The organism is Blautia sp. MSK20_18 (genome assembly GCF_020553125.1).
GTDB classification, from domain to species: Bacteria; Bacillota; Clostridia; order Lachnospirales; family Lachnospiraceae; genus Blautia_A; species Blautia_A fusiformis.
Map to the genome: position 1 here is coordinate 1 of NZ_JAJCGR010000041.1, position 24,416 is coordinate 24,416.

19 protein-coding genes are annotated in these 24,416 nt (G+C 43.8%); 17 read left to right on the forward strand and 2 right to left on the reverse strand.

The window, feature by feature from the left end; all coding sequences use genetic code 11:
- The first annotated feature begins 501 nt into the window (after positions 1-501).
- From rsmI to LI091_RS15925, 15 genes are all read left to right on the forward strand, one after another.
- Positions 502-1,398 carry a 16S rRNA (cytidine(1402)-2'-O)-methyltransferase gene (rsmI, locus tag LI091_RS15855; protein ID WP_265191344.1) on the forward strand — a complete coding sequence of 299 codons (897 nt, stop codon included), beginning with the start codon at positions 502-504 and terminating at the stop codon, positions 1,396-1,398.
- A 454-nt stretch (positions 1,399-1,852) separates the two neighbouring features.
- Entirely contained in the window at positions 1,853-3,778 is a 1,926-nt protein-coding gene (gene gyrB, locus LI091_RS15860; protein ID WP_265191345.1) for a DNA topoisomerase (ATP-hydrolyzing) subunit B, read from the forward strand.
- Positions 3,779-3,792: 14 nt separating this feature from the next.
- On the forward strand, positions 3,793-6,345 hold the full coding sequence (gyrA, locus tag LI091_RS15865) for a DNA gyrase subunit A (protein ID WP_118608772.1): 2,553 nt from the start codon (positions 3,793-3,795) through the stop codon (positions 6,343-6,345).
- Between the two features lie 15 nt (positions 6,346-6,360).
- Positions 6,361-6,990 carry a hypothetical protein gene (locus tag LI091_RS15870; protein WP_021651690.1) on the forward strand — a complete coding sequence of 210 codons (630 nt, stop codon included), beginning with the start codon at positions 6,361-6,363 and terminating at the stop codon, positions 6,988-6,990.
- Between the two features lie 23 nt (positions 6,991-7,013).
- Positions 7,014-7,727, forward strand: coding sequence for a lysophospholipid acyltransferase family protein (locus tag LI091_RS15875; RefSeq protein WP_118608773.1), 714 nt, complete (start codon positions 7,014-7,016; stop codon positions 7,725-7,727).
- Positions 7,728-7,909: 182 nt separating this feature from the next.
- Positions 7,910-9,376 carry an alpha-L-fucosidase gene (locus LI091_RS15880; RefSeq protein ID WP_118608774.1) on the forward strand — a complete coding sequence of 489 codons (1,467 nt, stop codon included), beginning with the start codon at positions 7,910-7,912 and terminating at the stop codon, positions 9,374-9,376.
- Between the two features lie 67 nt (positions 9,377-9,443).
- Entirely contained in the window at positions 9,444-10,766 is a 1,323-nt protein-coding gene (locus LI091_RS15885; RefSeq protein ID WP_118608775.1) for an alpha-L-fucosidase, read from the forward strand.
- Between the two features lie 95 nt (positions 10,767-10,861).
- Positions 10,862-12,160, forward strand: coding sequence for a leucine-rich repeat protein (locus LI091_RS15890; RefSeq protein ID WP_265191346.1), 1,299 nt, complete (start codon positions 10,862-10,864; stop codon positions 12,158-12,160).
- Positions 12,161-12,368: 208 nt separating this feature from the next.
- Positions 12,369-12,911, forward strand: coding sequence for a helix-turn-helix domain-containing protein (locus LI091_RS15895; RefSeq protein ID WP_118608777.1), 543 nt, complete (start codon positions 12,369-12,371; stop codon positions 12,909-12,911).
- Positions 12,912-12,913: 2 nt separating this feature from the next.
- A complete protein-coding gene (locus LI091_RS15900; protein ID WP_118608778.1) occupies positions 12,914-13,720 on the forward strand; it encodes a hypothetical protein in 807 nt (268 codons plus the stop codon).
- A 644-nt stretch (positions 13,721-14,364) separates the two neighbouring features.
- Positions 14,365-15,441 carry a LacI family DNA-binding transcriptional regulator gene (locus LI091_RS15905; RefSeq protein ID WP_059086950.1) on the forward strand — a complete coding sequence of 359 codons (1,077 nt, stop codon included), beginning with the start codon at positions 14,365-14,367 and terminating at the stop codon, positions 15,439-15,441.
- A gap of 257 nt (positions 15,442-15,698) precedes the next feature.
- Positions 15,699-16,724, forward strand: coding sequence for a sulfate ABC transporter substrate-binding protein (locus tag LI091_RS15910; protein ID WP_242872633.1), 1,026 nt, complete (start codon positions 15,699-15,701; stop codon positions 16,722-16,724).
- A 114-nt stretch (positions 16,725-16,838) separates the two neighbouring features.
- Complete coding sequence (cysT, locus tag LI091_RS15915; RefSeq protein WP_059086488.1) at positions 16,839-17,678, forward strand: sulfate ABC transporter permease subunit CysT; 840 nt, start codon at positions 16,839-16,841, stop codon at positions 17,676-17,678.
- The gene (gene cysW / locus LI091_RS15920) at positions 17,678-18,514 is read left to right on the forward strand and encodes a sulfate ABC transporter permease subunit CysW (RefSeq protein ID WP_118608779.1); all 837 of its coding nucleotides are present in this window, start codon (positions 17,678-17,680) and stop codon (positions 18,512-18,514) included. The genes cysT and cysW overlap by 1 nt, the downstream gene beginning before the upstream one ends.
- Positions 18,504-19,562, forward strand: a complete 1,059-nt coding sequence (locus tag LI091_RS15925; RefSeq protein WP_021651677.1) for an ABC transporter ATP-binding protein — start codon at positions 18,504-18,506, stop codon at positions 19,560-19,562. The genes cysW and LI091_RS15925 overlap by 11 nt, the downstream gene beginning before the upstream one ends.
- 218 nt (positions 19,563-19,780) lie before the next feature.
- Here the strand turns inward: LI091_RS15925 and LI091_RS15930 are convergent, their stop codons facing one another.
- Both LI091_RS15930 and LI091_RS15935 read right to left on the reverse strand, forming a co-directional pair.
- Positions 19,781-20,728 (reverse strand): serine hydrolase domain-containing protein, encoded by a 948-nt coding sequence (locus LI091_RS15930; protein ID WP_265191347.1) that lies wholly within the window; start codon positions 20,726-20,728, stop codon positions 19,781-19,783.
- A 21-nt stretch (positions 20,729-20,749) separates the two neighbouring features.
- On the reverse strand, positions 20,750-21,586 hold the full coding sequence (locus LI091_RS15935; protein ID WP_092072444.1) for a MurR/RpiR family transcriptional regulator: 837 nt from the start codon (positions 21,584-21,586) through the stop codon (positions 20,750-20,752).
- Positions 21,587-21,845: 259 nt separating this feature from the next.
- On the opposite strand from LI091_RS15935, the gene LI091_RS15940 reads away from it, so the two are divergent.
- Together LI091_RS15940 and LI091_RS15945 are read left to right on the forward strand one after the other, a co-directional pair.
- Positions 21,846-23,192: an APC family permease gene (locus tag LI091_RS15940; RefSeq protein ID WP_021653084.1), complete on the forward strand. Its 1,347-nt coding sequence runs from the start codon at positions 21,846-21,848 to the stop codon at positions 23,190-23,192.
- 5 nt (positions 23,193-23,197) lie between these two features.
- Positions 23,198-24,130, forward strand: coding sequence for a serine hydrolase domain-containing protein (locus tag LI091_RS15945; protein WP_165858209.1), 933 nt, complete (start codon positions 23,198-23,200; stop codon positions 24,128-24,130).
- Positions 24,131-24,416: the final 286 nt, after the last annotated feature.

Genomic DNA, 24,416 nt, shown 5'->3' on the forward strand with positions numbered 1-24,416 from the left:
CCAGAAGTGAATCACTGAGAAAGTGAAGAAATAAAACAACATCGGCACAGCGTAGCGCGCTGAGTATTGAAGAATACAGGTACTTTGCCAGAAGCGAACCACAGAGAAACAGAAGAAATAAAACAACATCGGCACAGCGTAGTGCGCTGAGTATCGAAGAATACAGACACCTTGCCAGAAGTGAATCACAGAGAAAGTGAAGAAATAAAACAACATCGGCACAGCGTAGTGCGCTGAATACCGAAGCATACAGACACAAGTCAACAAATAAGAACAACGAATCCCTTGCACTACTTAAAAAAAGCCCAAGGGGTGTGCAGAGGGGGCGCGGCTTTGCGGCCCCTTTGCGGTTTTCAAAGTTCCCAAACTTAAACAACCCCCCGCGGTCAAGCGGAATAACCCCCACGGTCAAGCGGAATATCCCCCGCGGTCAAGCGAAACAACTCCCCCACGGCCAAGTGGAAAAAACTCCCCGCGGTCAAGCGAGAAAAGAGGCAAATTATGAAACAAAACGGAAAACTATACTTATGCGCCACCCCCATAGGAAATCTCGAAGACATCACCCTTCGAGTACTAAGAACCCTTCGGGAAGTGGACTTAATCGCTGCGGAGGATACCCGCAACAGCATAAAACTTCTGAATCATTTTGATATAAAAACCCCCATGACTAGCTACCACGAATACAATAAGATCGATAAGGGCCATGTCCTCGTGGAAAAGCTGCTGGCGGGTACAAACATTGCGTTGATCACAGATGCAGGTACTCCGGGTATCTCAGACCCCGGGGAGGAGCTTGCCGCCATGTGCTATGAAGCCGGAATTGAAGTGACTTCACTTCCGGGTCCTGCTGCCTGTATCACTGCTCTGACTTTGTCAGGCCTGCATACCAGGCGTTTTGCTTTCGAGGCTTTTCTTCCGGCGGATAAGAAAGAACGAAAAACGATCCTGGAGGAGCTTTCCTGTGAAACCAGGACTATTATCCTGTATGAGGCACCTCACAGGCTTGTACGGACTCTTGGTGAGCTCAGAGAGGCGCTTGGCAACCGCCGGATGACTCTTTGTAGAGAGCTGACCAAGAAGCATGAGACGGCATTCCGGACTACGATCGATGATCTGATGGATTTTTATAAAGATGAGAAGCCGCTGGGTGAGTGTGTTCTTGTGATCGAGGGCAGGAGCCGCAGTGAGATGGAGGCGGAGAAGCGTGCTTCCTGGGAGGAGATTTCCATTGCGGAGCATGTGGCGATGTATGAGCAGCAGGGGAATTCCAGGAAGGATGCCATGAAGCTTGCTGCCAAGGATCGTGGTGTTTCCAAGCGGGATATTTATAAGGCGCTTCTGGATGGAGAAGGTTCTGCTGAATGCTCAGGTGTAGATTGTGGTACGGATCGTAGGTAACGTGATCGTGGATGATTGAATAAGCTGCATACTGTGACCAAGGATTTTTGGGAACGTATGTGGCTTTTTTTATTGTGGTAATAAAAAGTACTGTGCGGATTTTGTCGAAATGATTTGCTTGCAGTATAGACCATATTGTGCTGTATTTTGAGATTGCATTTAATAAGATACTTTTTTGCCTGTATTTCCTATGATTTTGCGTGGAAATACAGGCTTTTTTGTGCTATAATAAACTCTGTATTCGTATGTAAAAAATATTTATTTTACAGGTATAAATGACACTTCCGGAGCGGGTTTGAGAATTGCTTTCTGCAAAATGAAAATACAGTATTTCCTGAAATTAAAAGATCAGTTTATCTTGTTCAGGATTTGATGTAATGATTTCTGAAGCTGCTATGGTTCTGCAGAAATGAATTTTCAAACACGTCCGGACGACAAGAACAGGAGGAATGACATGGGCGCAGAGAATACAGAATACGGCGCGGATCAGATCCAGATCCTGGAAGGACTGGAAGCCGTACGTAAGAGGCCTGGAATGTATATCGGAAGTACCTCCAGCCGTGGACTTCATCATCTCGTATATGAGATCGTGGATAACGCAGTCGATGAAGCACTGGCTGGTTTTTGTACGGAGATCCATGTAGATATCAATCCGGATAATTCCATTACAGTTACAGATAATGGTCGTGGTATTCCGGTTGGCATCAATCATAAGGCTGGTATTCCGGCAGTTGAGGTTGTATTTACCATTCTTCACGCAGGCGGTAAATTCGGCGGTGGAGGATATAAGGTTTCCGGTGGTCTTCACGGTGTTGGTGCATCTGTTGTAAATGCACTTTCCGAATGGCTGGAGGTTACCATCTACCGAGAGGGTAAGGAATACAAACAGAGATATGAGCGTGGCAAAACTATGTACCCGCTGAAGGTGGTAGGTGACTGTGATCCGGGGCTTTCAGGAACGAAGGTTTATTTCCTTCCGGACAAGGAGATCTTTGAGGAGACTGTTTATGATTATGATATCCTGAAACAGAGACTTCGTGAGATGGCTTTCCTGACTAAGGGTCTTCGTATCGTTCTGGAGGATAAGAGAGAGGGACAGGAGCGCGAGAAGGTATTCCACTATGAGGGTGGTATCCGTGAGTTTGTAAGCTACCTGAACAGAAGCAAGGAGGCTCTTTACCCGGAGATCATTTACTGTGAGGGTGAGAAGGACGGCGTGTCTGTAGAGGTTGCGCTGCAGCATAATGACTCCTATACAGAGAACACCTATGGCTTTGTAAACAATATCAATACACCGGAGGGCGGTACACACATTACCGGTTTCCGTAATGCGATCACCAATACATTTAATGATTATGCACGTAAGAACAAGCTTCTCAAGGACAGTGAGCCGAACTTAAGCGGTGATGATATCCGTGAGGGCCTGACTGCGATCGTCAGTGTTAAGATCGAGAATCCGCAGTTTGAGGGTCAGACCAAGCAGAAGCTTGGAAACAGTGAGGCAAGAGGTGCGGTAGACAGTGTCGTAAGTAAACAGCTGGAGATTTTCCTGGAGCAGAATCCTGCAGTTGCCAAGGCTACCGTTGAGAAATCTGTTCTTGCACAGAGAGCCAGAGAGGCAGCCAGAAAGGCACGTGACCTTACAAGAAGAAAATCCGCACTGGACAGCATGTCACTTCCTGGAAAGCTTGCAGACTGTTCTGACAAGAATCCGGAGAACTGTGAGATCTATATCGTAGAGGGAGATTCCGCGGGCGGTTCTGCCAAGACAGCGAGAAACCGTGCCACACAGGCAATCCTTCCGCTGCGTGGTAAGATCCTGAATGTTGAGAAGGCACGTCTGGATAAGATTTACGGAAACAAAGAGATCAAGGCAATGATCACTGCCTTCGGAACCGGAATCCATGAGGATTTTGATATTTCCAAGCTTCGTTATCACAAGATCATTATTATGACCGATGCCGATGTTGACGGTGCGCATATCGCAACACTGCTTCTGACCTTCCTGTATCGTTTCATGCCGGAGCTGATCAAGCAGGGATATGTATACCTGGCGCAGCCTCCTCTCTATAAAGTGGAGAAGAACAAAAAGGTATGGTATGCATATGACGATAATGAGCTGAACAATATCCTTACCGAGATCGGACGTGACGGAAACAATAAGATCCAGCGTTATAAAGGTCTGGGTGAGATGGATGCCGAGCAGCTCTGGGAGACTACTATGGACCCTGAGAAGAGAATCCTTCTCCGTGTGACCATGGACGAAGCTGCCACATCTGAGATCGATCTGACATTTACCACTCTTATGGGAGACAAGGTAGAGCCAAGACGTGAATTTATCGAAGAAAATGCAAGATTCGTTAAGAATCTTGATATCTAGGAGAATAAAGAAGAATGGAAGATAATATTTTTGACAAAGTCCACGAAGTGGATCTGGAAAAAACGATGAAGGAATCTTACATCGACTATGCCATGAGTGTTATCGCCTCACGAGCTTTGCCTGATGTAAGAGACGGTCTGAAGCCGGTACAGCGCCGAGTTCTGTACTCTATGATCGAGCTGAATAATGGTCCTGACAAGCCACACAGAAAATGTGCGCGTATTGTCGGTGATACCATGGGTAAATATCATCCGCACGGTGACAGCTCCATCTATGGTGCGCTGGTCAATATGGCTCAGGAATGGTCCACAAGATATCCGCTGGTTGACGGACATGGAAACTTTGGTTCCGTGGATGGTGACGGTGCGGCTGCCATGCGATATACAGAGGCACGTCTCAGCAAGATATCCATGGAGATGCTTGCTGACATCAACAAGGATACGGTTGATTTTCAGCCGAACTTTGATGAAACAGAGCGTGAGCCGGTTGTGCTTCCGGCACGTTTTCCGAACCTTTTGGTAAACGGTACTACAGGTATTGCGGTAGGTATGGCAACCAATATTCCGCCGCATAACCTTCGTGAAACTATCAATGCAGTTGTTAAGATCATTGACAACATTGTAGAAGAAGACAGAGAAACAGCTATGGAGGAGCTTCTTGAGATCGTAAAGGGACCGGACTTCCCTACAGGAGCGACCATCCTCGGAACGAGAGGAATCGAGGAAGCTTACCGTACCGGACGTGGCAAGATCCGTGTCCGTGCGGTGACGAATATCGAGACTTTGCCAAACGGTAAATCCCGTATCGTGGTTACCGAGCTCCCGTACCTTGTAAACAAGGCACGTCTGATCGAGAAGATCGCAGAGCTTGTCCGTGACAAAAAGATCGACGGGATCACAGACCTGAACGACCATTCCAGCCGTGAGGGTATGCGAATCTGTATTGATCTTCGTAAGGATGCCAATGCCAACGTGATCCTGAATCTGCTTTACAAGCATACACAGCTGCAGGATACTTTTGGTGTGATCATGCTTTCTCTTGTTCCAAATCATGGAAGTATGGAACCGAAGGTTCTGAATCTGAAAGAGATGCTGGAGTACTATCTGGAGCATCAGGAGAATGTAGTTCGCAGAAGAACACAGTATGATCTTAATAAGGCACAGGAGAGAGCCCATATTTTGGAGGGTCTTCTGAAGGCACTTGATAATATTGACGAAGTGATCCGCATCATCCGTGGTTCCCGCAACGTACAGATCGCCAAGCAGGAGCTGATCGACCGTTTTGAGCTGACAGATGTGCAGGCACAGGCGATCGTGGATATGCGTCTCCGTGCACTGACAGGTCTGGAAAGAGAGAAGCTGGAGGCTGAGTATGCAGAGCTTATGGAGAAGATCCGCAAGTTCCAGGCAATCCTTGCTGACCGCAAGCTCCTTCTCCGGGTGATCCGAGAGGAGATCCTTGCCATTGCAGAGAAATACGGCGATGACAGAAAGACTTCCATCGGATACGATGTATATGATATTTCTACAGAGGATCTGATCCCGAGAGAAAATACAGTGATCGCAATGACAAAGCTTGGTTATATCAAGCGTATGACCGTTGACAACTTCCGTAGCCAGAACCGTGGCGGCAGAGGAATCAAGGGTATGCAGACGATTGAGGATGACTATATCGAAGAGCTTCTGATGACGACAACGCACCATTATCTCATGTTCTTTACTAATACAGGACGTGTATACAGACTGAAGGCATATGAGATCCCGGAGGCCGGTCGTACAGCCAGAGGAACTGCGATCATCAATCTTCTGCAGCTTGCACCGGGAGAAAAGATCACAGCTGTGATCCCGCTTCGTAAATATGAAGAGGGTCATTATCTGATGATGGCCACCAAGAAAGGCCTTGTGAAGAAAACTCCGATCAAGGATTACGAGAATGTCCGTAAGACAGGTCTTACAGCAATCGTTCTTCGTGATGATGACGAGCTGATCGAGGTTAAGGCTACTGATAATAATAAAGATATTATTCTTGTGACCAGGGACGGACAGTGTATCCGCTTTAAGGAAACGGATGTCCGCAGCACAGGCCGTGCGTCCATGGGAGTAAGAGGTATGAATCTTACTGACGGTGATGAAGTTGTTGCCATGCAGCTGAACACTCAGGGAGATTATCTGCTTGTAGTTTCCGAGAACGGAATGGGCAAACGTACAGCTATGAGTGAGTTCGTTGTCCAGAACCGTGGCGGTAAGGGTGTGAAGTGCTACAAGATCACCGAGAAGACCGGAAATGTTGTTGGCGCCAAGGCTGTCAACGAAGAGAACGAGATCATGATGATCACTACAGAGGGTATCATTATCCGTCTGCAGTGTGCGGATATCTCTGTTCTTGGAAGGATCACCTCCGGTGTGAAGATGATCAATCTTACAGAGGGTGTAACCGTTGCAAGTATCGCCAAGGTAAGAGATAAAGATCCGGAAGCAGATACAACTACCGAAAAAGCTGACGGAGAAACCGGCAATAACGAAGAAGGCTCTGCAGAGGAAGCTGTCACAGGCAGCGAAGAGGAATAAGGTCGAGGATAAGTCATGACGACGACAAAGAAAAAACGCAGAAAAAAATCAGTAAAGAAGCTGAAATACTCTAATAAAAAACTGAATTTTGTCCATATTGCGACACTGGCGGGGATCATTTTGATCCTGCTGGTGATCGTTCTGGCGGCCAGAGGTTGCGGAAAGATCAGCCACAGAACTCCGGAGGGGGTTGTGGAAGGCTACATCAAAGCGGCAGCAGCAGGCAAGAATAAAAAGATGCAGAGCTGTTACAGTGCGGATAAGTTATCGGATGAGGCGAAAACAGAGATTTCCTCCACGATAAAATATTTTCAGGCCCATGGAGTAAAGGATGTAAATATCGACAGCTGTGGCTCCATTTCTGAAAACAAAAATTATTCTTATGTTTATATCCGCTATAATCTTGTTCTGGAGAACGAGCAGGAATATCCATGTATCAGTACCTATCTTGTAAAGGTCCAGGACAAAAAGTATTATCTGTATGCGCCTTCTGAGATTTCAGATAAGATCAGCCAGCAGGCTGCCAAGGATTATCAGAAATTTATGACTACGAAAACCTATACAGATTATACAAAGGCTTATGAGGTTTTTCTGAAAAAGAATCCGGGATACGAGGATAAGATCGCAGGGAAACTGAACGGATAAAGCAGAGGCGGGAGGATGTAAGAATGAAGCGGATTTTGCTGATGGTGCTCAGAAATATAGTCTTTGTTCCTTACTGGTGGATCAAGCTTTGCTGGTATGCAGCGCATACAGATGATTATCCGGAAGAGAAGAAATACGCATTCCTGAGACTGATAGATGAGCATGCCATTGAAGGCGGAAATATCCATATTGATGTGCATGGAGCTGAAAATATCCCAAAAGAAAAGGGATTTATGTTTTTTCCGAATCACCAGGGACTGTTTGATGTGCTGGCGATCATCCGGGCATGCCCGGTTCCTTTTTCGGTAGTTGCCAAGAAGGAAGTTGGAGAGATTCCTTTTCTGAAGCAGGTTTTTGCCTGTATGAAAGCCTTTATCATTGACAGGGAAGACCTGAAGCAGTCCATGCAGGTCATTGTCAATGTAATACGGGAAGTGAAGGCTGGTCGTAATTATCTGATCTTTCCGGAGGGAACCAGAAGTAAAAACGGAAATCATCCGGGGCCGTTCAAGGGCGGCAGCTTCAAGACTGCCACCAAGACGAAATGCCCGATCGTTCCGGTTGCACTGATCGATTCCTTTAAGGCTTTTGATACCGGCTCTACAGAGAGGATCACCGTACAGGTGCATATCCTTCCTCCGATGTATTATGAGGAATACAAAGATATGCATACCACAGAGCTCGCAGAAGAAGTGAAGAGACGGATCGAAAAGGTGATCGAAGAGAATATTATGTAAAAAAGAAAAGACTTTGATGAAGTTGGAATAAAAACATCATCAAGGTCTTTTTTTTGTTGTATGTTTTATATAAAAACGAAACGTTTTATTTGTGAATTGTTGGGCATATACAACCAAAAGGTTTGATGATAACATAGAGGCATCCATACAATATAAATAAAAGATGTAAAGAGGACGAACAGATGAAAAAAGAAGAATACCTTTCTCTGATCGATGAGGTGATCGCACAGGGACCATACACGGATACCTGGGATTCTCTCTGTGAGCATCCTACGCCGAAGTGGTATGCAAGAGATAAATTCGGAATTTTTATCCACTGGGGTGTTTACAGTGTTCCGGCTTTCGGAAACGAATGGTATCCCAGAAATATGTATGTGAAAGGCTCTAAGGAGAACCTGCATCATACAGAGAAATACGGAACTCTGGATAAATTCGGCTATAAGGATTTTATTCCTCAGTTTAAGGCTGAGAAGTTTGATCCGAAGGAATGGGCAGCCTTATTTAAAGAGGCGGGGGCGAAATTCGTAGTTCCGGTAGCGGAGCATCACGATGGATTTCAGATGTATGCCAGTGACCTTTGTCGCTGGAACGCTGCTGAGATGGGACCGAAAAGAGATATTCTCGGAGATCTGAAGATAGAGGTTGAGAAAGAGGGAATGGTTCTCGGTGCTTCTTCTCACAGAGCAGAGCATTACTGGTTCTTTAATGGAGGTCGTCAGATCCCGGAGGCTGATGTCAATGATCCGGAATATGCGGATCTTTATGGGCCGGCAGCAGGAATCACCAGAGATATGAGTGATATTTATGACAATCCTCCGACAGAGGAGCATATGCAGGACTGGCTTGTCCGCACCTGCGAGATCGTGGATAAATATCAGCCATCCATCGTGTATTTTGACTGGTGGATCCAGCAGTATGCATGGAAACCGTATCTTCGTAAATTTGCAGCATATTATTACAACCGTTCTGCACAGTGGGGAAAAGAAACAGCTATTGATGCCAAATTTGACGCATATGTTTATGGCAGCGCAGTCAATGATCTGGAAAGAGGTCAGTTAGACCATATCACGCCGGATCTGTGGCAGAATGATACGTCTGTAGCTAAGAACTCCTGGGGCTATACCATTGGAAATGATTATAAGAAGCCTTCCGATGTAGTGCTGGATCTGATCGATGTAGTCAGCAAAAATGGTGCACTTCTTCTTAATATCGGACCGAAGCCGGATGGAACAATTCCGGAAGAGGATGCACATATCCTGAGAGAAATGGGAAAATGGCTGAAGGTAAACGGAGAGGCGATATACGGAACCAGATACTGGAAGATATTCGGAGAGGGACCGACGGTGGTTCCGGAGGGACATTTCACGGATACCTATGATAAGCACTTTACTTCTGAGGATATCCGTTTTACAAGTAAGAGCAATCATATTTATGCGACTGTTCTGCACTGGCCGGAGGATGGAGAGATCCATATCAAAGCTCTTGGCAATGATATGAAGCTTTTGAAATCCACGATCCGGGATATTGAGATCCTCGGAACAGATCTGCATCCGGCATTTGCGAGAAATAAAGAACTGGATATTTCCTGCGGAAGAGGGGTTATTGAGGCGGGAGATATGCCGGTGGTATTGAAGATCACAGTAGAATAGCTGTTGGGGGAAGCGAGTAAATTATAATGTCTTTTTGAAAGGACAGAAAGGATAAGGTATTTTAATTATGGGAGATGTAAGATTCACAGGAAACTGGAACTCTGTAAATGCACACACAGTTCCAAAATGGTATGAGGATTGTAAATTTGGAATTTTTATCCATTGGGGAATTTATTCCGTGCCGGCATTTGCACCGCATACATGGGAGCTGGGAGAGGTTGATTCCAAGGAATGGTTTGCGGATAATCCGTATGCAGAATGGTATTACAATTCTCTGAACATTGGAAAAGGTCCTACATATAAGCATCATATAGAAAAATACGGAAAAGATTTCAAATACGAAGATTTTATTCCTATGTGGAAAGCTGAAAACTGGGATCCGAAGCAGTGGGCAGAGATCTTCAAAGAAGCAGGTGCGGAGTATGTTGTTCTGACAACCAAGCATCATGACGGATTCTGCCTGTTCCCAAGTAAATATACACATTTCAATTCCGTAGAAATGGGACCGAAGAGAAATATCACCGGTGAGCTGACAGAAGCTGTCCGTGACGCAGGAATCCGCATGGGCCTGTATTATTCCGGACTGATCGACTGGCAGTATGCAAACGATCCTATTTTTGAGGATGATGATCTGTTTGGAACAGCCAGTCCGACATTTGCATATGCAGATTATTCCTATAATCAGATGAAAGAGCTTGTAGATGATTATGCACCGAGTGTGTTCTGGAATGATATCGGATGGCCGACACAGAGTGAAGAGATGATGCCGTATTTCTTTGCACATTATTACAATAAGGTTCCGGAGGGTGTGGTAAATGACCGTTTCAACGGACGTTATCATGATTTCCTTACTAAGGAATATAAAGCCGGTTCTGTAAACAGAAATGAGAAATGGGAGATGTGCCGTGGAATGGGCTTATCCTTCGGTTATAATGCCAACGAAGGCGATGACAAGCTGATCTCTGTTCCGGATCTGATCTCACTTCTTGTCGGAACAGTGGCAAATAACGGAAATCTTCTCCTGAACATCGGCCCGAAGGCAGACGGAACTATCCCGGAGGAGCAGGTAAGAAGACTGAAGATCCTGGGTGCATGGCTGAAGGTAAACCATGACGGTATTTACGGAACACGCTGCAGTGACCGTGAATCTGAGCTGCTTGAGAGTGGAATCGAGCTCCATTATACACAGAAAGACGGAAATCTGAATGTGTTTGCAGATCATCTGAAGGAAGGTGCCAATGAATTCCTGATCAAGGGCTATCACGGACAGCTGAGACCATTTGATCCGGCAGTGAAGGTAGAAACTGAAGATACTGCAGAAGGACTTCTTGTGAAGATCCCGGAATATAAAGAAGATATGTATGTGGTTGGATTAACCAACAGATTCTAAATGATGAACAGGAGGACCGGATGTATGTCGGTCCTTTTGTTGCTGCATGGGAGAAGATCGTGGATATCCGATCGATTCTCAGGGAGGGAGCTTTTATGTTTGGGAAAAAAATCGCAATACTGTTATCAACGTCAATGATCCTGACAGGGTCCTGTGTATCTTCTGTGGCTGTACATGCACAGACTGGTTATGCGGCTGAATATGCGCAGGAAGCATCGGCAGCAGGTGTGCAGAGCACTGCAAAGCTTGTTGCGAAGGGCTCCTGTGGAAGCAAAGCTGTTTACCGATTGTACTCCAATGGAAACCTGCAGATACAGGGAAAAGGGGAGGTTAAGGTTACCGATGATTTTTCATACAGATCAGCAATGATAAAAACAGTAACCGTTGCATCTGGGATCACGGGAATCGGTGACAGAACCTTTTCAGACTGCAGAAATATGAAGAGGATTTCGTTGCCGGGAACTCTGCGGAGTATTGGAGTAAGAGCATTTGGAGATACTGCGATCACCAGGATCAAGCTTCCTGATGGACTGAAAAGCATTGGTGCATATGCTTTTTACCAGAGTAAGCTTATGAGCCTAGATGTACCGAAAACTGTAACAAAAATTGATGAATATGCTTTCAGTTACTGTAACAGTCTGGAATCTGTCATCATTCCGGGAAGTGTGAAAATATTACCGGAATCGTTATTTGAGGCGGATATGAAGCTGAAAAAGGTTACGCTTGGACAGGGCGTTTCCAGGATAGAAAGAGCGGCCTTTCGGCATTGCGGTTTGACAGGAGTAAGCTTTCCGGACAGTGTTACGGTTATTGGGGAAGGTGCGTTTTCTTTTTGTCCAGATCTCAGAAAGGTGTCGTTGCCGAAGAAGCTTACAGAGATCGGGAACGGTGTATTCAGTAATTGTCGAAAACTGGGGAATATTACAGTACCTGCCAGTGTGAAAAAGATCAGAAGCCATGCTTTTTATGATTGCCTGGCAATGAAAAAGATTACGATCCTCAACAGTAAAACAGTGATAGAAAAAGAAGCGATCGGCTATAATTTCAATAGTGGAAAAAATAAAACTTTTGTCATTGCCGGAAAAAAGGGTTCTACTGCTCAGACTTACGCAAAGAAAAATGGGTTCCGTTTTTTGAACAATATTGCCGCAGTAAGGACTGCAAAGATGACCGGCGTGCCCAAAACAAAAACCATACTTCGTGGAAAAACATACACGATCCAGGCAGTGACCGTGCCGTATTACAGCGACGAAAAGATTCTTTTCCGTTCCTCGGATCGCAGGATCGCTACGGTAAATTCCAAAGGTGTTGTAAAGGGAATCCGAAAAGGGACGGCTGTGATCACCGTGCAGAGCGGAGCGAAAAAACTAAACTGTAAGATAACGGTGAAGTAACGATGAAGCAGGCGTACGTAAAATAGCCATAACAGTGAAAGAATACAAAAGAAAATAAAAACAGAAGCCCGGCAGATGAAACATGGAGAGTTATCACATGTGCAGCTGCCGGGTTTTTATAAATATAGAAAACCCTTAAAATAAGGAATAAAATAGCTTGTTATACCCTTAAAATAAGGGTATATTAATAAAAAAGGGGGAATCTAAAATGACAGGATATGCTGTGAGACATTCGATACGGGCAGAAGATATACGAATTTTAAGGAAGAAATTGAAGCTTACACAAAAAGATTTTGCAAAGTTAGTAAATGTATCTCAGAAAACAATAGAAAGATGGGAAAGTGAAAATCGGGATATTACAGGACCGGTTACGACATTAGTTCATATTTTAAACGAGTATCCTCAGATAGAGGAAAACCTCCGCGTGCCGGAAAAAGAATATCCGATACGCTTATGGTACATGTTTAAGAGTGAAATATGTACGATTATTGATGTGGATGAGAGAGGCAGAAAAGTAAAAATATATAATTATACAAACAATTTTATTAAAAAAGCATTTGGCCGAAATGAAAAACCAACCTTTGAAGAATACGAGGAATTTCTGGAATCTCGTTGTTTCCCGAGACAACGAGACAAAATAAAATTGGTATTAGAAGATTTGAATCTGCCATTTTATGATCCGTTTATGATCATAGAAAAGACCGAAGGAAGAATGGCAGAGGATGATTTCTGGATCAGGATTGAGAGGTAAAAATGGTACAGCTTTTTGAACAGGATATCAAAACAAATGACAGACAATCGTCAAAAGGAAACCAATTGAAATGGTGCAGGAACAATGTATGGTATAAAGCTGATTATATGGGATATGAGGGATTGGTGGAATATGTTGTTTCACGTTTGTTGGAAAAATCTTCACTGAAACAGGAAGAGTATGTTTTATATAAAACAGAAGAGATTAGTTATAAGAGAAGAAAATATCTGGGATGTAAAAGTGAAAATTTTTTGCCTGAGGGATGGCAGCTTATTACATTAGAAAGACTTTTTTATGGATTTTATAATGAAAGTCTTTATAAAAAATTATTCACGATTCCAGAACATTCGGAAAGACTGGAATTTATAGTAGATCAGACGGAACGCATTACGGGAATTAGCGATTTTGGAAAGTATATGAGTAAGATCCTGGCAATTGATACATTTTTTATGAATGAAGATCGGCATATGCATAATATTGGAGTCTTAATGGATGCAGAAGAAAAATATCATTTATGTCCAATATTTGATAATGGTGCAGGACTGCTATCAGATATACAGATGGATTATCCGATGGAAGAAAACATAAATAATCTGATGGAGGAGGCACGATCAAAAACTCTGTGTGAAGATTTTGATGAGCAGATCGAGATTGCAGAAGAATTGTATGGTCAGCAGATAAGGCTGAAATTTAATGAAAAAGATGTAAAAGAAATATTGGATATGGAAAGTTATTATTCGCAGGAATATAAAGAAAGAGTATTTGAGATTATTATGAACAGGAGAAGAAAGTACAGATATTTATTTTGAATAACTGCACGTCGTATTTTTGGTATTTTGGTAATAAAGCAGGTACAAAAGTTTTCACATGTGGAGCTGCCGGTTTTTTATAGTAGAAAAAATGTTAAAAAATGTCTGTAAACAGACAAAATATGACAAAAATATTCTAAACAAAGCTTGATTAAATGTGATGGGAAATTTATAATTTTAGTATAAATGTGAATTGGAAAATGAGGGAACGGTCACATCCAAAGGTGTTGTAAAAGGCATCAAAAAAGGAACTGCAACCATTACCGTTCAGAGTGGTTCCAAAAAACTGACCTGTAAGGTAACAGTTAAATAATTCAAAGGATATTAGTAATCAGCATTTGTTATTTACTCATAGTTATATCTTATATGTTTGAGTACGCAAAACAGACTGGAGCTTGATAAGAATATATATCAGGTTCTCAGTCTGTTTTTATATATTGCAGGCAAAAAAAGAACACGTTTTCACAAAATAAGATTGACTTTTTTCAAAACTCCTATTATCATATAAAACATATTTAATTACTATGAAATAAGGAATGATAAAAAGTTCTGTTACACTGATGATGCTGAGTTACATAGATGACGTTGAGTAGCTTACAGGACTGGTAGCGGGTAGACTTTTTTCAGAGGGAGGGGACGGGTACATGTCCATCAAGAAGATCGCAGAAAAGGCAGGGGTTTCACCGGCGACGGTTTCCAGAGTTTTGAATAATCCCAATTATAAATGTTCTGTTTCCGGACTCAGGGACAAGATATGGAAGACAGCTATCGAGATGAATTATGTGCCCAACGAGGCGGCCCGGAATCTGAAAAAAGGCGTTTCCGCAAAGCAGGAGAAAACCTGGTACATCAATATCCTGATGACAAGAACCGATTCTTCCACAACGGATCCGTTTTTTGCGGAGCTCCTTCGGGTGATCGAAAGTGAGATCCATGATAAAAACTGCATTCTTTCCAAAGTATGGTATATGTCTGTGTTTTCCGATGACCGGAAGTGCCGAAGGGAGAATCTGGACCGGCTGATCGACGGAATGTATGACGAGGTGGAAGGGAAAAGGGACGGACTGATCATCATCGGCAGATGTAATAAAGAGGCTTTGAAGAAGTTGAATAAGAAGTATAAGAGTGTGGTATCGGTGAACCGGAATTCTACCAATTATGAAGTGGATGAGGTCCTTTGTGATGGGAAAAAGATCGCAGCAGCGGCAGTGGAATATCTGATCTCCCTGGGGCACAAAAATATCGGTTATATTGGCCAGTGTCACAGCGAGGACCGGTATAACGGGTATCTGGAAACACTGAAGAAGCATGATCTGGATGTGATACCGGAGTATGTTATCGAAACAAAGCAGACTGAGGCCGAGGGCTACGAGGCCATGGAAAAGTTCTTTCAGTCGGACGACATGCCAACCGGAATCTACTGTGCCAATGATATTTCGGCGATCGGAATGCTGAAGTGCCTGAATAAATTTCGGAACCGGTATTATATGCCTTCGATCATATCCAGCGATGATATACAGGAGGCACAGTTTACCAGACCGATGCTGACAACGGTGAGCCTGCCCAAGGAGGATATGGGAAAATTTGCATTATACCTGCTGCTGGACCGACTGAAGGGCGGACATTCCGGTATTGTGCGAATGGAGCTGGAAGGCAGACTGATGATACGGAACAGCTGCAGCAGTGTGGAGGATAGTATGTGGAGCGATTATTGTATCTGAGTGTTGCGGATGCGCAGATATAGTGACAGACAGGATGCAGTTGTGCTATGACCAGAGTATTTCTGTGAAAACGTTTTCAGATATTCCTATTTAATTAATGGGAATAATATGGTTTAATGTATTCAATTCAAATAAAAAAATTACAGAACCACAGTAAACGGAAAGAACCGGTATGATTTGACAGCGAAATGAAGCAGTTACATTGGTGGGAAAAAGATTTCCAAATAAAAATGTGGTTGTAAAGGAGTACACAGATCATGAAAAGAAAACGCATTGCAGGTGTCTGTATCACACTGGCAGCAGTGGTACTGGCAGGAACTTTTGCAGTATCGGGAAACAATACAAAAGATAAAAATCATGTGGAGATCATCAATGTGTCCTATGATCCGACCAGAGAATTTTATGAAGCATATAATAAGATTTTTTCAAAATATTGGAAAGAGGAAACAGGTCAGAGTGTGGATGTGATCCAGTCTCATGGCGGTTCCGGAAAGCAAGCCCTTGAGATTTCCAATGGACTTCCTGCGGATGTGGCGACACTTGCACTGGAATATGATATTGATGCGATCCGGAATGCCGGTCTGATCGACAAGGGCTGGATCGATGAATATCCGGATGACAGTGCTCCTTATACTTCCACCATTGTATTTCTTGTTCGGAAGGGAAATCCGAAGAATATCCACGACTGGGATGATCTGACAAAGGATGGTGTGGGGGTGATCACTCCCAATCCGAAAACCTCTGGTGGTGCCCGCTGGAATTACATGGCAGCCTGGGCTTATGCCAATGAGAAATATAACGGCAACGAGACAGAGATGAAAGCCTTTATCAAGAAGCTTTACAAAAATGTCCTGGTTCTGGATTCCGGAGCAAGAGGTGCCACAACCTCTTTCGTGGAAAACGGGCAGGGGGATGTGCTGATCGCCTGGGAAAATGAAGCGTTTCTTTCTGTAAGGGATAATCCGGATGATTACGAGATCGTAACGCCGGGCATCAGTATCCTGGCACAGCCATCCGTTGCTGTTGTAGATGAAAATGTGAAAAAGCATGATAATGCAGAAGCTGCGAAAGCATATCTGAAATATCTGTATTCCGATGAAGCTCAGGAGCTGATCGCGGAGAATTACTATAGGCCGGTTGATCAGACGATCCTGAAAAAGCATGCAGATACTTTTAACCTGAAGGTGAAGCTGACAACGATCAAAGATTTCGGCGGCTGGGATGCAGTTCAGAAAAAGCATTTCGCAGACGGCGGAGTGTTTGATGAGATCTATGAAGAGTAGAAGAGCCTGAGATTTTGTAACAGACCAGAGAGTTGTAGAAGAGTCAGAGATTTGCAGCAGACCGGGAATTTGTAACAGACCAGAAACTTAGAATAGAAAAGCGGGGAGACAGAAATGAAGAAACAACAGAGTAAACGTGTGATACCAGGCTTTGGACTGACAATGGGAGTGACTTTGGCGATGCTGAGTATCGTAGTTTTGATCCCTCTTGCGTCTCTGGCAGTCTACTCGGCGCGGCTGGGTTTTCGGGAATTTATTGAGGTGATCACACGGCCGAGGGTTTTGTCCGGATTCTATGTAAGCTTTATTACCGCATTTGCGGCCACAGTGATCAATGCTATTATGGGACTGGTCCTTGCGTGGGTGCTGGTAAGATATGATTTTCCGGGAAAAAGGATCATGGATGGAATGATCGAGCTGCCTTTCGCACTGCCGACTGCAGTTGCCGGTATCTCACTGACATCCCTGACATCCGATAAAGGTCTGGTGGGAAGCTTTTTTGCAAATTTCGGTATTAAGATCGCATATACCAGAATCGGTATCACGGTGGCATTGATCTTTGTGGGAATCCCTTTTGTAGTCAGGGCCATTCAGCCGGTTCTGGAGAAACTGGACGGTTCCTATGAGGAGGCGGCCCGTGTTATGGGTGCAAAACCATTCACCGTTTTCCGCAGGGTTATTCTTCCGGAGCTTCTGCCGGCAATGCTTTCCGGGGCGGGACTTGCCTTCGGACGCTGCCTGGGAGAATACGGAAGCGTTGTTTTTATCGCAGGAAACAAGCCTTATTATACAGAGATCACGCCGCTGATCATCATGTCAAAGCTTCAGGAGTTTGACTATGAAAGCGCAACAGCTATCGCACTGGTTACACTGGCAGTATCATTTCTGATCCTGTTTGGTGTGAATCTGGTGCAGGCAAGAAATACGAAACGTATCAGAGGGAGGGATGCATAATGGATGAAAAAAAGAAGCAGGCTTCCGGGCCGGTGAAATGGATCCTTATCGGGATTTCCGTGATCTTTCTTTTTGTGATGCTGGTACTGCCTCTGGTGGTTGTTGTAACCCAGGCGCTGAGCAAGGGCTGGCAGTGCTATGTGCAGGCGGTGACAGATGAGTACACGCTGAAAGCGCTGAAGCTGACCATTGGGGCGACGGCTGCGGCTGTTGTATGCAACACGATCTTTGGTCTGTGTGCGGCATGGGCAATGACCAGATTTCATTTTCGGGGAAAAAAGTTCCTTACCACTTTGATCGATGTTCCGGTTACAGTATCACCGGTTATCGCAGGTCTTATCTATATCCTGGTTTTTGGAAAGCAGAGTCCTCTTTATTCTGTTCTTGAAAGTGCAGGGATACAGATCGTGTTTGCAGTTCCTGGAATTGTCCTGGCAACGATCTTTGTCACATTTCCATTTGTGTCCAGAGAGATCATACCGGTTCTGGAATCCATAGGGTCCGATGAGGAAGAGGCGGCAGCACTGATGGGAGCAAAAGGCTGGACGATTTTTACCAAGGTGACATTTCCGCATATCAAGTGGGCATTTCTCTATGGTGTTGTGCTGTGTACAGCCAGAGCCATGGGAGAGTTTGGAGCTGTGTCCGTACTGTCCGGACATCTCCGTGGAAAAACAAATACACTTCCGCTTCATGTGGAAATTCTTTATAACGAATTCCAGTATGTTCCGGCATTTGCGGTTTCTTCGATCCTTGTGATCTTGGCGGTGATCCTTCTGATCGCAAGAAATGTTCTGGAGCATAAAGGAAAGGGGGAAAAAGGCGATGTACGTTGAGTTAAAAAATATCAATAAAACATATGGGGATTACAAGGCATCTGATAACGTAAGCTTTGGTATCGAAAAGGGGAAGCTGATCGGTCTTCTGGGGCCCAGCGGAAGCGGAAAAACTACGATTCTCCGTATGATCGCCGGTCTGGAGCAGCCGGACAGCGGTGAGATCATCATTGACGGAAGAGTGGTCAATGATGTGCCTGCCAGCGAGCGAGGCATTGGATTTGTGTTCCAGAATTATGCTCTTTTCCGGTATATGACGGTGTATGATAATATTGCATTTGGCCTGAAGGTGCAGAAGGCGGATAAGAAGTATATTAAGCAGAGGGTTATGGAACTGGTAGAGCTGATCGGGCTGAAGGGCCTGGAGAAAAGATATCCGAGTCAGCTGTCCGGTGGTCAGAGACAGCGAGTTGCTTTTGCCCGGGCTCTGGCTCCGAATCCGCAGCTTCTCCTTCTGGATGAGCCTTTTGCGGCGATCGATGCAAAGATCCGTACGGAGCTTCGAAGTTGGCTGAAGGATATGATCGAGAAGCTGGGGATCACCAGTATTTTTGTTACCCATGACCAGGATGAGGCTATTGAGGTGGCGGATGAAATTATTATTACCAACCGTGGACGGATCGAGCAGAAGGGAACTCCACTGGAGGTTTATCAGAATCCGGATACTGCGTTTACGGCGGGATTTTTCGGGCAGACTTCTGTGATCGATGATTACCAGGTGTTCAATCACTTCGAGGAAGTTCCGGGAGGCGAAAAAGCCATTGTCCGTCCGGAGTTTGTAAAAGTGACTAAGAAGAACGAGGAACAGAAATATAAAAGCTCCGCAACAGAGGGCATCGTAGAACGAGTCGCATTCCGCGGCAGCAGCCTGGAACTGAAAGTCCGTGTAGGAAACACCACACTCAGCGCCAGAAGAAGCCTTGACGAAGAACCCGTCCGGGAAGGCGAAGTTGTGGATGTGTTTGTGCAGAGGATTTTTGTAACGAAGGGAAATGAGGCAGTACTGCTACATAATACAGCTATGGTTGAGGATTGGTTAGTGATATAAAAAAATGCCGCGGAGCGGCATTTTTTTATGAGCAAGTAGCGTTAGCGGATTGCGAATATCATATGATATGGCCGCGGGAGCGGCATTTTTTTATGAGCAAGTAGCGTTAGCGGATTGCGAATATCATATGATGTGGCCGCGGAGCGGTATTTTTTTATGAGCAAGTAGCGTTAGCGGATTGCGAATATCATATGATATGGCCGCGGAGTGGCATTTTTTTATATATGTGAAATTTTCACACCGTAATATTCTGCAAGGGAATCCACCAGGTCATCACGGATTTTTTTGTGGTCATTGCCATCCAGGGACATGACACAGGATACCATCTGACGTTTTTTATCAACGACGCAGTATTGGCCGTAATTGCCGGACAGGATCAGTGTATCTTCCATAGGTCCCATATATATGAAATATCCATAACCATAGCTCTGGTAATCCGGATGCTCCGTCAGTGGATTGTAAGAATCGATATGTTTCTGACAGGCATCAATCACGAATTTTTTTGGGACGATCTGTTTTCCGTTCAGGGAACCCTCATGCAGAAGCAGATGTCCAAAACGAGCCAATTCATCAATCGTCAGATACAGTCCGTTAGCTGCCATACAATGTCCCTGAGGGCAGAGGGTCCAGTCCGGATTCGGAATGCCAACCGGTTCAAAGAAACGATATCGCAGATAATTCAGCAGATCCGTTCCGGATTTCTCTTCCAGAAGAACAGACAAAATATAGGAACAAAAATTGCTGTACACAAAATGAGTACCGGGTGTATATGGAAAAGAATCATTCTGAAAGAAATATCTCACCCAGTCCTTTTCTCTGTATCGTTCCGGTCCATCGCAGAAAAAGAGCGGATCTTTCTGACCGGATGACATGGTAAGAAGATCACGGATCTTTATCTTGTACAGATTTTCAGAAGGGTCGGAAGGGAAATATTTTTCAAACCAGGGATAAATGTATTCATCAAGAGTGATCAGTCCTTCACGTTCTGCGATACCTGCGGCCATTGCAACAAAAGGCTTGCTGATAGACCATATATTTAAACGGGTTTTGACCGGAAAAAGTCTGAATTCTTCTTTTAGAAGATCATTTTTATATATCTGTGCGTAGATGATATTGGAATGATGTTGCTTTGATTTCTCAAGAAAAATATCTAAAATTTCCTGCATGAGAATCCCCCCCTGAAATTATTATTCGTAAAAAAGATCAAAGTCTGAATAAAGTTCTTCCAGGTCATGAAGTCGTGTACTGATGGATTTGCACCTGGTTTTGCGGATTTTTGCAACAATACTGTCAAACAGACAATAGAGGCATGAGAAGGAGTTAAATCCCATTTCATTGAGATTGATCTCTGTAATGATAGCGTGGTCTGCCAGCGCCCATGCCGGTGATGAAATGCTGTCTGTGATGGCGAGTATCTTTGCACCATGATTTTTGGCAATCTGTGCATATTTCAGAGACCATTTGGTATAGCGGGCAAAAGAGATCAGAAGAACAACTGTATCCTCGGATGCTTCTGTGAGATATTCGAAATTGGAATCGTAAAATTCGTGAACCACCTTGGTATTTCCAAGAAGCTGATTCAACAGAGTTCCCATCCAGAGAGCGGCACTGTAGGAAGAGCGTGCACCAACAATGAGGCGTTTTTTGGCATTGCTCAGATGGGTAACAATCTGATCCATATCTTCCTGATTCAGATGAGATGCCCAGCTTTCCATGGAATGGAGTTCATTGGCAATGATGTTTTGATAAAAATTTCCGCTATCCAGCCGTGAATCGTCTGTTATAACCGTAGGAACGGAAAGAATATCATTCTGTACAGTACGCTGCATTTCAGAAAAACTTTCAAATCCCAGGGAATAGGCAAGGCGTATGATAGTGGTTTCGCTTACGGAAATTTCCTTGCTGAGTTTCGCAAGGGTGGAATAACTGAATGAATCAAGGTGTTGTAATATATATTCGGCGACTTTCTTCTGACCGGCAGAAAGGAAAGATACTTTTTCACGGATCAACTGTTCTATTTTCATGAAAACCTCCTGTATTGTACGATTAGTATAATAAATTATAACAGGTGTAAAGTTTGCTTACAATATAATGAAGTAAAAAATTCTTCTTAATACAAGAAAGATGTAAATAATGCACAAATTAAAGCGTGTATTTTTAATAATATTGTCAATAGAAATCTTGAAACCTAGATGCTAATATAGCATTAAATAATTCACATGACGTCAGAAAAAGAATTAATTACACTATTAATATTAAAGTCAATAAAAAAGGGGGGCTTTTATGTCGTCAACAGTAAAGGAAATAAAAGAAAAAACAGGTTACCTGAAACGAAGTGATCTTTATACAATCGGTGTAGGACAGGCGATTGGATCGGGTGTTCTGACACTGATCGGACCGGCAATTCTTTTGACTGGTCAGTCGGCATGGTTGGCATATGTAGCTGCATGTATCTGGGGATTTATGATGATTGCACCAATTCCATGGATCACATCTACACTGAAACTTGGAGGAGGATTTTATTCTCTGGTAGGAGATATGGCCGGCAAACGAGTTGCCGGTATGTATGCAGTAGGATTTTTGCCACAGACGATCAATCTGGCGACTTATGGTGTGGCAATTGGTATGTATGCAAATTCCCTGTGGCCGCAGATCAATGCGAAATGGTTTGGAATTGCAGCCCTGAGTGTGTTCTTTGCCATCAATCTGTGTGGTGTGGATGTAATGGCGAAGGTACAGAAAATTCTGGTTATCCTGCTGTTTGTTGCACTTGGTCTGTTTATTGTTCTGGGATGCCTCCAGCTGAAAAATCCGGTGTTTGAGTTTACAGCACCAGACTTTTTCTCCAATGGTCCATCCGGATTCTTTTCCGCAATTATGCTGTATGTATATTCAACAAACGGATATTCCTGCATTATGAATTATGGTAAACAGGCAAAAGAAGCGCATAAAGATATTCCAAAGGCACTTCTGTACTGTATTCCGACACTGATGGTTGTATATGGCGGTGTTGCAATTGTAGCAAGTGGTGTGCTTCCTCTGGATCAGGTAGCCGGACAGCCGCTTACCCTGGTTGCAAAAAATATTTTAAATCCGGCACTTTTCACAGTATTTATGATTGGTGGTCCGGTACTTGCACTGTCTTCATCCATTAATTCAACAATTTCCAATAACTGTATTCCGGTTGCACAGTCCTGTAAAGATGGATGGCTTCCGAAATCATGGGCAGCTCAGAACAGAAGAGGGGCTTACTGGAAACTGATGACATTTACTTATCTTATGGGAATATTACCTGTGTTACTGGACTTTTCTATCAGTGATGTTGTAAATAATATTATGCTTCTGGCATCAGCATTGGCATTTCTGCAGATTTATGCTTATTTCCAGCTTCCGAAAAAACATGCAGAAGCATGGGAAAAATCACCAATGCATATTTCTAACGGAAAATATTATTTCCTCTGCTGTTTGAGCCTGTTTGCATATATCTGCATTTTTATCAATTCTTGCAGAAGCCTGAAACTTCCGGTAGTAATCATCAGTCTGATAGCCATTGTAGTATGCATGGCTTACGGATGGTTTAGAAGTGTAAGTCCTGATGTAAAGATGGAAACAAGTGTGTGGGAGGATTAATGTTTATGAATAAAGACCAGAACCTGATCAATGAATTTGCTATCAAAACTTTAAAAGAAAATCTCAATGTTATGTATGCGCAGATATGGCGTGAAGGACAGTTAACGGCAGAATATAAAAGAATGCCTGTCAAGACACGCCTTAACACCTGGTCTGCCTGCAAGGGTGTTGTGTCCTGTGCGGCAGGAATCGCACTTGATGAAGGGCTGATTCGACTTGATGAGAAGATTGTGGATATTTTTCCAGAGTATGCACCGGAGAATCCGGAAGGATATCTGGGGGATGTAACGCTGGAAAATATGCTGACAATGACTACAGGTTTGGAAAGCTCTCTGTTTTTCTGTGACTGGCCGGAGCGTTACACAACTCCGGACTGGATCCGATATTTCTTCGAGAATGCGAAAGTGATAAAAAAACCGGGAACAGAATGGCTGTACAGCAATTTTAATACTTATATGATCAGCTGTGCGATTGAAAAACGTGCGGGAGTTAATCTTCTGGAATATTTGAGAAATCGCTTTTTTGAGCCGCTTGGAATTGGAAATCCAGACTGGACTTTGTGTCCGAAAGGGCATGTGCATGCGGCTAATGGACTTTATGTGAATATTGATGAGTTTACCCGGTATGGACAGATGATTCTTCACAAGGGAAATTATAATGGAAAACAGCTGGTGCCAGAGTCGTACATGAAGATGGCAACGTCCAATCTGGTGGATAATTCAGTGGCAGGAAGTCCGGGAAATCTTTATTCCGGTTTTGGATATGGATATCAGTTTGTAATGAATCCGGAAGCCGGTTCCTATCGATCCGATGGAAATTATGGTCAGTTCTGTCTGGCGTTTCCTGACAAGGATGCAGTAGTAACTGTAATGTCTCTGGAGGGGGATTTCCAGAAAATAGGAAATCATCTATGGACTACAGTGGTTCCGGAATTATAAGAATTCTGTCTGGCAAATCAGACAATGTAAGAGGGCTTAAATCTTTCTGGCTTGACATTGGTCAGAAACCGTTTTATACTCCTGTCTTTGACAGTTGCTAAACAAAAAAATCGCTGTACCTTTTGATTTTACTGGGGTTCGGCGATTTTTTTGTGTCGTTTTGGAATATAGTATTTTATCCAATGCGTCGTAAAATCCCTTGCTTCAGCTATGGGGATATAAGACGCGTCCATCGAATTTATGCAAGTAATTGAAGATGGACAAAATAGTAATTGTATTAACTAAT